The sequence below is a fragment of the Thermoplasmata archaeon genome, from assembly GCA_038851035.1.
Classification (GTDB): domain Archaea; phylum Thermoplasmatota; class DTKX01; order VGTL01; family VGTL01; genus JAWCLH01.
In genome coordinates, this window is sequence record JAWCLH010000033.1 from 16,916 (window position 1) to 29,199 (window position 12,284).

Below are 12,284 nucleotides of genomic sequence, written 5' to 3' on the forward strand. Positions count from 1 at the left end.
CTTCCCTTCAGAGCCCGACGCTTATTCCCCCGTCGACGAAAAGCACCTGTCCAGTGATATAGGAGGCCTCGTCGCTGGCGAGGAAGAGATGGGCGCTCGCGATTTCCGATGGCTCGGCGAAACGCTTTAGGGGTATGCTTTCAATGAATTTCGAGGCAATGTCCGGGGGAATTCCAGCGGTCATCCGGGTCTTTGTGGCGCCGGGTGCGACGCAGTTCACGGTTATGCCATATCTCGCGAACTCCAGCGCGAGGGTCCTTGTGAGGCCGATCACACCGGCCTTCGAGGCCGAGTAGTTGGCCTGGCCAATGTTACCAAGAGCGCCGATGGAAGATGTGTTGACGATTCTTCCATATCTCCTTTCCATCATCGGGACCGCGGCCGCTTGTGAGCATAGGAAAGTCCCTTTAAGGTTGACATCCACCACCGTGTCCCATTGCTCCTCAGTCATTTTTTTCGCCATCGCGTCACGATTAATACCCGCATTATTAATCAGAATGTCCAGCTGGCCGAACTCTTTTAGGGCGGCCTCGACCATGGCCTTGGCGTCGGCCGCGCTCCTCACATCCACCCTTGCCGCGACGGCGCGCCCGCCCGCTTCTTTTATTTTAGCGCACACCATCTCCGCTCCAGCGAGGTCAATATCAGCAACCACGACCCTCGCACCCTCCTGCGCGAACCGAACGCAGGTCGCCTCTCCGATTCCACTCGCACCACCCGTCACAATCGCAACCCTGTCCTTGAGCCTCATTCCCTCATCCCCCTATGTGCCCATCATTACCTGAATGCCCAACCAGGCCGCCTCTCGCCCTCAGCCCGTGCCCACCGAGGCACCCATCCTCTCCACTGCCTGCCGCTTCCTTAGGAGAACAATCCACTCGCTCTCGACCACAACCTCGCCCCTCTGATTGAGGACCCTCACATCGAAGGTGGCGGTCCCCCTGTCGGGTTTGCTGGACTCCTTTTTCTCACGACAGGTAAGCACGGTGCGGACGGTGTCTCCAAATTTAACAGCGCCCATGAATTTGAGAGTCATGCTCAGAAGGGCGAGCGATGTGCCTTCAAAGACACCGAGCTGGTTGGCCTGACCTGTCGCGATCGAAGCGATGAGCATCCCGTGGGCGATGCGACCACCGAAAGGTGTCCCCTTCATGAACTCTTCGTCTGTGTGGAGGGGGTTGTAGTCCCCGGAGAGGCCGGCGAAGAACGCCACATCCGCCTCAGTCACGGTTCTGGACGCAGTCTCAATGACGTCTCCAACGTTGAAGTCGTCGAAATATCTACCCCGGAACTTGTAGGACATACCACCGACCGCCCACCCACGTGCTCTCTTCCTGTTGGCGCGGGTGAGTTCGCAATGGGTTGAAGATATAAATAGGTTGTCCAGATAGAAGTTTGCGGGGCTCTCGATCCGGTCCCGGACACTCCCGCCTTCGGTTCCTCTGGCCTATCGATGCCCGGAGCCCCTCCATACAGAAGAGCGGCTCACTCCTTTTCCTCGGGCTCTGCGTCCTCGTCATAGTCCTCGTAGTACTCCGTGCTGCTGCCCTCGCGATCCTGCTCCCTCTCCGCACTCTCGCCGGCCTCGCTCCCCTCCCCTCGAACTGACGTTGCTCTTGCCTCTCCCCTCGCCGTCCCCCGCTCCTCCCCTTCTGCCCTCCCCGCGCCCGCCCCCTCCTCCCTAGGGCCAACACCCATGCCGCCCTTCTCCGCATCCCCGGCCCCCATCCCGCTCTGTTCCTCCCCCCTCATCGTTTTGATTCTCTCGATTCTCCCTCCAATCTTTTCATCGCCGCCGATCTGAACTCTTTCTTTAGAGGCCGAGGGCGCCTCCTCCGATTGCGCTCCCGCTCCTTTAGCGTTTTCCTCCCCCAGCGCACTACTCTCTTCGACCACCTCCTCCCTCCCCGCCCCCTCGCCGAGTGGCTCCGGAGGCCTCTCACCTCTCTTCATCGTTCTCTCACGCCTGAGCGCATTCTCGACCGTGGCAAGGGTCTTGTCGAGCTTGACCATGTGGCATATCGGGAAGCCCGGGGAAACCATTGGATAGTTCGTGATGCCCACGACCATACCGGTGAATGGGGCCCTGACGACCGAGACCTCCTTTCCAAAGGGGTTGGTTATGGCGCAGACCTCCTCGCCTTCCATTAACAATGCCCGTGGTTTCGTGTACATCTCGAGAATTCCGCCGCGGTCTGCCCTGACCCACTCCGTCTTCTTGACTATGACCTGAAAGAGAGGGGGCTGGACCTTGCCCTTGAGCATGCCGAGCTCGTAGAGCACGTTCATCACGCCCTTCAGCCCGGCCCTTACTAATGGCCTCTCGAACCTCTGGGACTCGCCGACCTCGGCTGTTATCGTGGGGACGCCCGCCTCCGTCGCAGCTCTGCGCAGGGTCCCGTCCAGACCGGGCTCGTCTATGACGATTTCTGTTCCGAATGCCTTTGCGATCCTGCGGACCTCCGGGTTGGTCATGTCTCCTCTGACTTGGAGTATGTTCGACCTCCCCCTGCCCGCGGTGTGGAGGTCTATCCCATAGTTGCACTTGAGCACGATTTTGTTGAATATCATGTGCGCTATCCTCTGCGCGGAGTTCCCGTCGGGCTTTCCTGGGAAGTTGCGGTTGAGGTCACGCCCATCAGGAAGATTCCTCTCGTTGCGCAGGAAGCCGGGGAGGTTGAGCACGGGCGCGCACACCAGGACCCCGCGGAGGGTGCTGTGGTCCACCCCATATATCAGCTCTCGGACTATGGCTGTGCCGTTGCACTCGTCGCCGTGGGAGGCGGCCGTCACCAGCAGAACCGGCCCCTCCTGAAGACCGTTGATCACCGTCACGGGAATCTCGACCAGCGTGGAGACGTAGGACTCGCTGACCGGGAGCCGCACATGCCTCGTCTCACCCGGAAGAACGATCGTCTCACCAAGCTGGAAGCTTCCCCGTGCTGGAGGCATCCTCAAAGCCCCCGGGCATACCTAGTCAGGAACTCCAGTATCATTCTTGCCACGTCCTTGTGGGTCGCCCTTTCCAGCCCCTCGAAGCCCGGGGAGGAGTTTGCCTCGATCACCACCGGTCCCTCGCTCGACTCAAGCATATCTATACCCGCTATCTTGAGCCCCAGGACCTCGGCTGTCTTTATCGCAGTCTCCTCGAACTCCGGACTCAGTATCGCCAGCCGCCCCTCGCCACCACGATGGATATTGGACCTGAACTCCCCCGTGGTCGACTCCCGCTTCATCGATGCGACCACCTGGCCGTCTATGACGAACGCCCTGATGTCGGTTCCGCTCGCCTCCTTCACGAAGGTCTGAATCTGGATGTCGTGGCCAAGGCCCCAGAATGTCTCGAGTATTGACTCCGCGGCCGCTGGGTTCTCGGCCAGCATTACTCCGATGCCCTGGGTGCCCTGGAGCATCTTGAGGACCACGGGCGGCCCTCCGAGGATATCTATGGACTTCATTGTCATAACGGGCGAGCGGGTGAGCACGGTCGCGGGGACCCTGATGCCATGGCGCGTGAGTATCTGCAGGGATCTGAACTTGTCCCTTGAGTCCGCGATGCTCTGGGAGCTGTTGACGACCGGTACCCCCTTGAACTCGAAATGCCTGATGACCGCCAAACCATAGTCTGTTATCGAGGCTCCAATTCGGCCCAGAATCACGTCCACGGGGCCCAGATTCTCCTCCTCATAGAAAACCTCGAAGCTCGAGTTGCGCACCATCAGAGAGAGCTTTAGGGTGTCGAGGTATATTGGGTCGTGACCCAGCTCCTTGGCGGTCCAGAGTAGGCGCTTGGTCGTGTATAGTTGGCGGTCCCTGGAGAGGATGCCGATTTTCACGCAACCCACGGCTCCGAATCGACAGCATACGACTTCGCGCAATTAAACCTTACTCAGGCCGGCCAGGTGCCCGACGGCCCGGGCGGGGAGGGGCGGGGGGGCCTGCTCGGATGGCACCACCATCCCTTATCGGGCTAAATATATCCGAATTTATATCATAGCTTCTTCATCAAAGCTTTTGCATAAATAAAAAAAATAGGACATTAGAAACCCCAAAGAAAATGATGGTCGATACCGCAATTGGTTATATTTATAAAAATTAAACAACACGTAATTACAGAATAGGCCTGAATGTGTTACCAAAGGGAATTATCATCGCGATATCATTGTACAATCCTGTAGGTTAAGTTAAACAGGATGTATCCGATAAAAAGGTGAATACTACCAAAAAATGGGTCGTGAGATTATGTACCTCCTGCGAAAATCGCGAAGGCCTGAGTCGATTATGAGATGTGATAGATTTGATTCCGTCCATGGGCGGGCTGGCTCCTCCCCCTTCTTCCTCAGGCCCCCGCCTTCCCCTCACCCGCTCCGAATATTCTCTCCACCATCCAGCCGGGACTGAATGGCTGTAGGTCGTCGTAGCCTTGGCCGGTCCCGACGAAAATCACGGGCGCGCCCGTGGCGTACCTTATCGATAGCGCCGCCCCTCCCTTCGCGTCCGCGTCGATTTTGGTTAGGACAACGGCGTCTATCCCAACGGCTTTATTGAACGCCACCGCCTCATTCACGGCGTCATTGCCAGCCAGCGCGTCCCCTACATATATGATAAGGTCCGGCTTCGCCACCCGCGCTATTTTCCCCATCTCTTCCATCAGGCCAGTGGCGGTCTGCATCCGCCCTGCCGTGTCAATGAGGACTACGTCCTTTTTCCTCGCCCTCGCGTGCTCGATGGCATCGAAGGCGACGGAAGCCGGGTCGCTCCCAGGCTGGTGCTTGACCAGCTTCACCCCGAGTCTCTCGGCATGTCTCTCGAGCTGCTCGATCGCGCCAGCCCTGAAAGTGTCCGCGGCGCCAATCACGCACGAGTAGCCCTGTTTCATCAGGAGGTGGGCTATTTTGGCAATCGTTGTCGTCTTGCCAGTCCCGTTTATGCCGACAAACATGATGACCACTGGCTTTTCCTTCTTCTCCACAAACTCGCTGAAGTAGGGCGGCTGGAAGCGACTCTGGCGTGTGCTGGGGGGTGCGAGCTCGCCCGAGAGGACGCCCGAGATTGCACTCCTAAGCACATCCCCGACCACACCCTCAATATCGACTCCGAGCCTGACCTTCCGCCCGACAAGTTCGTCCTTGACACGCTTCCGTATTGCCTCGACCACCGGGAGCGCCACATCGGATTCAAGCAGAGCCATCTCGAGCTCGTCAAGGATTTCATCAAGCCTCCCCTCCCTAAGCCTCCTGCCCAGAAGCCCCTCGGTGAATGGTTCCCCGGACAATGCCGATGAGGCGATGACGCTGGTGGTTCCGCCCTTCGAGGATGCCGCCGCGCGCGCCGCCGCCTTGGCCTTTTTCACCGCTTTTCTGGCCGGAGCCGCTGCGGTCGCTCCCTCCCCCTTCCCTTCGGCCCCCCGGGCCTCGGCTCCCTGTGCTCCCGATTCGGTCCCCCCGCTCTCCCTGCATGACTCGCCCTCATCCGCAAGCCCCTTGTACTCGGTGGAGAGCTTCTTCACGAGAGCCCCGAGCTTCTCCCTGAGCGATTGGAACATCGACCAAACCTCGAATTGAGAGATTAGCAGCGGGCTCGCTCCCGGCTACTCCTCCTCCAACAAACCCTTATCCGCTTCTCCTTCCTCAAGCTCCCGCTGGAGGGTCTGAATTTTCTGGCTCAGGAGTCCCGCCTGCTTCTCGACATTTCTCAGCTCTTGAATTATCTTTTTCTGGGCAAGCTCTATCTCGGCGGCGTCCTTTTCCAGCTTCGCCAGTGCCTCCTCCGTGCCCTTCTCAACAGATACTCCGGCCCCTATCCCGACGATCGCATGGGTTGCGCCCGCGCTCCGGGCAGGGAGGAATGTCCCAGCACCCACCGGGATGAGAATCTCCGTTCCCTCCTTCAGCGCCGAAAACGCCCTGATGGTCTCTATAGCTCGCGCATGCTCACTCAGGGACGCCTGGAGGAGCTCTGCCTGCCTCGATAGGCTCTCAAGCCTCAGCTTCGCCATCTCCAACTCCTCCAGCGACCTGCTCAGCTCCTCCTCCCTGCTCTCCGGCATCGGGCCCACCTCACTTCTCCATCAACAGCATCCTAACGCTCGCGTCGCTCACTTGCTCCGGCGCCAGCTCCTCGACCCTTTCCACTCTGATGTCGTGCCTCTTGGCCCTGTGCTTACTGCCCAATTCTTTGAACACTTTCTCCTCCGCCCCCTCCCTCCCCTCCGCCACCACCTCTTTCTCGAATCGCATGATCGAGGAGCCCATTCTGAACCGCCCCGCGACCCTGAACGCCTTCATGTTTCCACCCCGCCCATCCCGCTCAGCCAGCCCTAATCGGGTGAGCGATTTAAAATACTATCTGCCTGAAATTACAACAATCTTTATATGACCACTTTGGTATGAGAAAGGCCAGTGGTGTGACGGTGAAAGGCATGTCCCGAACCCGGCTGGCGATTGTTGCTGTGCTCTGGCTTCTTTCTGGCTCCATCCCGGCCCCCGTGCTTCCCCAGAAGGGAGAGCTGGAGAACTCCCCCTATCTGGACGAATCTTTCGGCCGCTTCGACTGGGTTCACCCCTACCCGACGGGTGCGGACCTGAGCGCCGCTGCTTGGACCCCTGACGGAAAAACCGCGCTCATCGCCGGCGCTCAAGGGAACCTTATTCTCTACGACGGCACCGAATTCCTGCCCCTCTATACCAACACCACTATTAGCTTCACGGACGTGGCCTGGCACCCCGGTGGCTACGCCCTAATCACAGCCACGGGCGGAAAGCTCCTCAGGTACTCCGGTGGCTCCCTCACAGAGATTCCTACGGGCACGACAGAGAGCCTCCTAGGCATCGACATCAATCAGCGAACTGGCCTAGCATTGGTTGTGGGGGAGAGGCGGACCGTACTTCTTGTGGAAGGGGAGGGCGTTACAACGCTTTCGAGCGGTGGGAGCCTCGTCCTGCGCTCCGTTTCATGGGAGCCGGGGGGCGTGTACGCCCTCGTGGCCGGCGACGACCCCTCCTCCTCGTCCGGAGGGCGGGTCTTGATTTACTCTTCCCAGAACAAAACCCTGAGGACTGTGGATACGGAGCTCACCTCTTCACAAGTCATCGACGTCGCCTTCTCCCCGACTGCCAGCGTGGCCTTAATATCGACCACTTATGTTTCGTCGCAGGGGTCCCTTAGGGGTAGGCTCCTATACTGGAACGGGACTGGCCTAAGGGTGGCAGATGAGGGACTGCCGCCGTTCGGCATCGCCGGTGTCAGCTGGAGACCCGACGGGGCTTTCGGGTATTTGCTGATGTACGGTGAGATAAGGAAGTACACCCAAGATGGGGCCTTCACATCGTCCATCGCCCATCGCTCGTCGCTCAACCGGATGGCCTGGAGACCCGACGGCTCCGCGGCGCTTGTAGTGGGTGAGGAGGGCTACGTCGGGATATATGACGAACTGAGTCTGGAGGAGCTGTCACGAAGAACAATCACAGAGACCCTGTTCTCCGTCGCCTGGAGCCCCGACGGCACCCTTGCGCTCGCTGTGGGGGCGGGGGGGCTAGTGGCCGTCTACGACGGAAATGGGTGGGACATCAGCCTCGTCCGCGTCAAGACCACCCGGCCCTCGTTCTATGACGTTGCCTGGAAGCCAGACGGGAGTTCCGCGTTGATTGTCGGAGAGGCCGGCTCGCTCGTCCGCTACAGCAGGAATGGGAACATAGAGCCAAATCTCCAGTCAGGAACGGTCCAGACGCTCAGGGCCGTCGCCTGGAGTCCCTCGGGCGACTACGCCCTTATCGTCGGGGATTCAGGCACCATCCGCCGATTCGACGGGACCAAGAGCATCCCCGTACCAAGCGAGACGACCTACACCCTGCGCGATGTGGCCTTCAATCCTTCGGACGGAGACGCCTACATCGTGGGTGGTGACGTGAGGGAGGTGATGGGCCCAACGGGATGGGTCAGGACGAGCTGGCAGGTGATGCTGCGGTGCAGCGGGATGATGGTCTCGGTCCTGAACAGAGTGGTCCAGCAGGGCCCGGTATTCAACTCGATATCCTTCTCCCCTGCGCTCATCGCCTGCGACAATGGGGAGCTCCGCTTGATAGAGGAGAATGGTGAGTGGAGGAGCTACACTCTGCCCCTCGCATCCAACCTCCTTGCGGTCTCTTGGCTCCCTGACACCGGCGACGCCCTCGTCGTGGGCGAGGGCGGAACCGCGGCTCTATTCAACGAATCCCGCAGGGAGACCCGCCTCCTGCCCGCCGCCACCGTCCAGCCCCTGACGGGCCTTTCCTCCCGTCCCCGGGGCGAGCCAACCCTCTGCTCGGGGTGGAACGGAATGGTCCTCCGCTACACCTCCAACACGCCCCCCACTCCAGTGACCCTACATGAGCCCACCAACATCACCGATAACGCGCTAGAGCTCAGCTGGACGATGAACCCGGACAAAGACTTCAGCAGGTATGAGGTCTACCAGTCCACGCTGTCGAACTTCAGCGCTCCAAAGCTCCTAATGTGGACGGGAGACAGGTCAAGGACCGGGCTCCTGGTCACTGGACTTGCCAGATTAACCACTTATTACTTCATGGTTCGCGTGCTCGACCGCGCCGGCCTTTCCGCCGATTCGAATGTCGTCAGGGCCACAACTCTCCTCGGCAACGTCCCGCCGGCCGCTGTGACTCTCTATGCGCCCACATCCGTCACCGACAGCTCCATGACGCTATCCTGGAGCCGGAACAACGACGGAGACTTTGCGCGCTACGAGCTCCATGGCTCCACCCAGCCGGGCTTCACCCCCTCCCAGTCCACCTTAATCGCCTCCATCCCTGACCAAAACACGACCCAGTTCTCCGTCACCGGCCTCTTGCCATCGACCAATTACTATTTCAGGGTCAGGACGTGGGACACTGGGGGGCTATTCAACGACTCCAACCGCGTCAACGCCACCACAGCGGCCCAAAACCTACCTCCAGAGGCCCCCGTACTCTATCCCCCGTCGAATATCACGGAAAGCTCGATGACGCTAAGTTGGTCTAGGAATAATGATAGCGATTTTGCACGGTACACGCTATTCATGGGCAACGGCAGCGGCTTCGAGCCGAGCAACGAGTCCCTTATCGCCACCATCGAGAACCAGTCCACAACGTCCTACACAGCCTCGGGCCTCTCCAGCAACACCACCTACTTCTTCAGGCTGAGGGTCGAGGACACCGGAGGCCTCTGGAACCTGTCAGGAGAAGTCAACGGAACCACCTTGCCGCCCAACGCGCCACCATCTCCCGTAGCGCTTCAGCCCCCGACGGACGTCACCGAGACTTCGATGAGGCTGGAGTGGTCAGAGAGCCCCGAACCCGACTTCAAGCAGTACGAGCTCCATGCCTCGACAACGCCAAATTTCAATATAACCGCCGGAACCGCCGTCGCGACGATAGTCGAGCGCGACCGGACCAACTGGGAGGTCGGGCGCCTATTGCCAGAGACAACATACTACTTCAAGGTCAGGGTCAGAGACACCGGAGAGCTCTACGCGGACTCAAATGAAGTCAGCGGGACGACGCTCTCCAACCGCCCTCCGCCAGCGGTTGTCCTCTACAAACCCTTCAACGAGACCGAGAGGTCGATGCAGCTCGAGTGGACAGCCTCTGAGGCCCCGGACTTCGCCCGGTACGAGCTCCACTGCTCGAAGGTCCAGGGGTTCACTCCAGAGCCCGGAACGCTCAGGGCCCAGATTTTCGAAAAGGAGAGGGTGGTCCAGACCGTTTCGGACCTGGAGGCCAACACGACCTATTATTTCAGGCTGAGGGTGTACGACACGGGCCAGCTATTTAATGACTCGAACGAGGTCAGCGGGACCACGCTCGGGCCAGACCTCCCGCCAGTGGCCCCCGTACTCGCCGACCCCATCGAGATCACGGAGAGCTCTGTTCTTCTCGAGTGGACACAGACCCGGGACCCCGACTTCGCGGAGTACATTGTTCACAGGGGCTCCTACGCAGGATTCGCCCCGTCAGACGCCACTAAGGTCGCGAGCATACCCCACGCTTCCACCACCACCTACAATGTGACTGGCCTCAAACCCAACACGGTCCATTACTTTAGGATAGAGGTCAGGGACTTGACGGGTCATGTGAATTACTCTAATGAGGTGAGGGCGAAGACCCTGACCGTCAACATCCCTCCCATCGCCGATGCAGGCCAGGACATGACCGTGACTGCAGGGGAGAGGGCCTACTTTTGGGCCTACGCCACGGACCCCGATGGGTATGTGACGACCTACGAATGGGACTTTCAGGGCGATGGGGTCTGGGACTACCGCGGCATCAACGGCAACACGAGCTTCGTCTACGAGACCATAGGCTTCTATCAAGCGACCCTGAGGGTCACCGACGACAGGGGTGGGCAATCCCAAGCCACTGTAAATGTGACCGTCGAGCCACCCCTACCCCCCAACATCCCGCCTGTGATTCTGTACGCCGGGGAGGCTGTGGAGGGTTACATCGGCGAGGAGATCCCCTTCTCCGGAACAGCCATCGACCCTGACGGGTATATCGTGAAATACGAATGGGACTTCGACGGCGACGGTGTCTTCGATTTCGAGTCGGCCACCGATGCCAACACTACGGCTGTTTACTCCGAAAAGGGGAGCTACACAGCGGTGCTCAGGGTCACCGACAACAGACGCGCCACAGCCTACGCAGAGAGAGGGGTTGAGATACTCCGTTATAATAATCCCCCGGAGGCAAGGATAGACGCACCTAGGGACAGGCAGAGCTTCTACGTCGACGAGCTGGTCACACTCGACGGCCGCTCGAGCTATGACCCCGATGGCGACCGGATGAGCTATCTGTGGGAGAACGTGCGCGAGGGCAAGACCCTCGGCACCTCCGCGCTCATCAAGACCACGTTCAGCAAGGGCAACTATACCATCAGGTTGACCGTCTCGGACGGGGAGCTCAGCGCGAGCGCGGAGGTCTCGATATCAGTCCAGGAGAGACCGAACCAGAGGCCGACTGTCAAAATCGAGCAGCCCCTGAACAACTCAATAGTAAAGGGCACTGTAACGATCTCCGGAACCGCTAAAGACGATAAAAAGGTCGAGAAGGTCGAGGTTAAGCTCGACCCAACAGGCGCGTGGCAGAAAGCCTCGGGAACGCGCTTCTGGAGCTACGAGCTCGACACCCGCAACCTCGCCGCGGGAATTCATACAGTCTACGCCAGGGCGTACGATGGCCAGGACTACTCTCAGGAGGTCCTAGTCAAAATCAATGTCCAAAACCCAGTACCCAAGCGGGAGGGGGGGAGCGCCTTCGTTCCCGGATTCGGTGTGGGCGCAGCCCTGCTTTGTTTGAGCATCCTCCTCCCGGCCGCCCTCGCGGCTAGGAGGCGTCAATTTCACGGCCGCTGATTCGCTCGAACCAGCCCACAATCCCCGTTCTACTCGGGCGCCGCGCAAGGAACGAGCAAACACCGGCCCCTCGCCCGCCTCCACACGCAGAGGGTAGCGGTACATGCGGAAATAACACGCGGGGAGCATTTATGCATATATAGGCTTATATTATACAATTCCCATACCCCCTTCTCAGACCTAACGGAGAAGCTGTGAGAGGCAGGGAGCCATGGTTGGCGAAACGGCGACGAAGCGCATCAAGGTCATCAACGACCCCACCGACCTTGTGCCGATTCTGAGGGCGGTCGACAGCAAAGTCAGGAGGGACGTCTTCAAGGAGGTCTCGGAGGACTGGCGCACCATGAAGGAGATTGAGGAGAAATACGGCAAGGAGGGGAAGGAGGCGCTCCAGTTCTTCGAGAAGATGAAGCTCGTCGAGACAAAGTGGGTTTCCGGGCCCACGGGCTCGGAGAAGGCCTACCACACATACTACATGTCGTTCTACATAAACACCACCTGCACAATAAAGGAAATCAGTGAGGTGCTGTCCGCGGCCGTGATGCCCGAGAAGGAGTTCGCGGCGCTAGAGAAAAAAATACTGAGCATGGTCGGCGACACGGGGCGCTTCGCAGGCGACATCGGGGAGGCCTTCGGCATGAGCCCCATCGAGCTCAAGGCCATTATCAAGCGCTCTGTGAAACTGGAGTACAGGGGCCACAGAATCGAAAAAATCTCTGATTAGGGCTTCTTCCGGCTCCGGCGCCTGCCTTTTTCCTGTAATATCCCGAAAGTAGTTGCCCTCGGGAAATCCAGGTACCTCTCGTCCTAATATATATCACCTTTTGTCCTCCGGGTGGTTCCGGAGATAAATCCTCCTTTCCCCGGGTCTCAACTTCCTTATAAACGCCATCATCGGGGT

Annotated in this window: 9 protein-coding genes; 2 read left to right on the plus strand and 7 right to left on the minus strand. The window is 59.4% G+C overall.

Going from position 1 to position 12,284, the window contains the following annotated elements:
• Window positions 1-7: 7 nt before the first annotated feature.
• The 7 genes from fabG to rpl18a form a co-directional block, all read right to left on the minus strand.
• The gene (gene fabG, locus QW379_09245; GenBank protein MEM2870581.1) at window positions 8-751 is read right to left on the minus strand and encodes a 3-oxoacyl-ACP reductase FabG; all 744 of its coding nucleotides are present in this window, start codon (window positions 749-751) and stop codon (window positions 8-10) included.
• Between the two features lie 60 nt (window positions 752-811).
• Window positions 812-1,303 carry a MaoC/PaaZ C-terminal domain-containing protein gene (locus tag QW379_09250; GenBank protein MEM2870582.1) on the minus strand — a complete coding sequence of 164 codons (492 nt, stop codon included), beginning with the start codon at window positions 1,301-1,303 and terminating at the stop codon, window positions 812-814.
• A 182-nt stretch (window positions 1,304-1,485) separates the two neighbouring features.
• Window positions 1,486-2,952 carry a succinylglutamate desuccinylase/aspartoacylase family protein gene (locus tag QW379_09255; GenBank protein MEM2870583.1) on the minus strand — a complete coding sequence of 489 codons (1,467 nt, stop codon included), beginning with the start codon at window positions 2,950-2,952 and terminating at the stop codon, window positions 1,486-1,488.
• A gap of 2 nt (window positions 2,953-2,954) precedes the next feature.
• Window positions 2,955-3,836: a RimK family alpha-L-glutamate ligase gene (locus QW379_09260; GenBank protein MEM2870584.1), complete on the minus strand. Its 882-nt coding sequence runs from the start codon at window positions 3,834-3,836 to the stop codon at window positions 2,955-2,957.
• 503 nt (window positions 3,837-4,339) lie between these two features.
• Window positions 4,340-5,545 (minus strand): signal recognition particle-docking protein FtsY, encoded by a 1,206-nt coding sequence (gene ftsY / locus QW379_09265; protein ID MEM2870585.1) that lies wholly within the window; start codon window positions 5,543-5,545, stop codon window positions 4,340-4,342.
• Window positions 5,546-5,590: 45 nt separating this feature from the next.
• Entirely contained in the window at window positions 5,591-6,049 is a 459-nt protein-coding gene (pfdA, locus tag QW379_09270) for a prefoldin subunit alpha (GenBank protein ID MEM2870586.1), read from the minus strand.
• Window positions 6,050-6,059: 10 nt separating this feature from the next.
• Window positions 6,060-6,287 (minus strand): 50S ribosomal protein L18Ae, encoded by a 228-nt coding sequence (gene rpl18a, locus QW379_09275; GenBank protein ID MEM2870587.1) that lies wholly within the window; start codon window positions 6,285-6,287, stop codon window positions 6,060-6,062.
• Between the two features lie 101 nt (window positions 6,288-6,388).
• Between rpl18a and QW379_09280 the strand changes: the two genes are divergently transcribed.
• Both QW379_09280 and QW379_09285 read left to right on the plus strand, forming a co-directional pair.
• Window positions 6,389-11,383: a fibronectin type III domain-containing protein gene (locus tag QW379_09280; GenBank protein ID MEM2870588.1), complete on the plus strand. Its 4,995-nt coding sequence runs from the start codon at window positions 6,389-6,391 to the stop codon at window positions 11,381-11,383.
• A gap of 211 nt (window positions 11,384-11,594) precedes the next feature.
• Complete coding sequence (locus QW379_09285; protein ID MEM2870589.1) at window positions 11,595-12,107, plus strand: ArsR family transcriptional regulator; 513 nt, start codon at window positions 11,595-11,597, stop codon at window positions 12,105-12,107.
• The last annotated feature ends 177 nt before the right edge of the window (window positions 12,108-12,284 follow it).

Coding starts and splice junctions, on each gene's coding strand:
- rpl18a (MEM2870587.1), bottom strand. CDS start 6,287: ATGAAGGCGTTCAGGGTCGCGGGGCGGTTCAGAATGGGCTCCTCGATC.
- pfdA (MEM2870586.1), bottom strand. CDS start 6,049: ATGCCGGAGAGCAGGGAGGAGGAGCTGAGCAGGTCGCTGGAGGAGTTG.
- QW379_09285 (MEM2870589.1), top strand. CDS start 11,595: ATGGTTGGCGAAACGGCGACGAAGCGCATCAAGGTCATCAACGACCCC.
- QW379_09250 (MEM2870582.1), bottom strand. CDS start 1,303: ATGTCCTACAAGTTCCGGGGTAGATATTTCGACGACTTCAACGTTGGA.
- ftsY (MEM2870585.1), bottom strand. CDS start 5,545: ATGTTCCAATCGCTCAGGGAGAAGCTCGGGGCTCTCGTGAAGAAGCTC.
- fabG (MEM2870581.1), bottom strand. CDS start 751: ATGAGGCTCAAGGACAGGGTTGCGATTGTGACGGGTGGTGCGAGTGGA.
- QW379_09280 (MEM2870588.1), top strand. CDS start 6,389: ATGAGAAAGGCCAGTGGTGTGACGGTGAAAGGCATGTCCCGAACCCGG.
- QW379_09255 (MEM2870583.1), bottom strand. CDS start 2,952: ATGCCTCCAGCACGGGGAAGCTTCCAGCTTGGTGAGACGATCGTTCTT.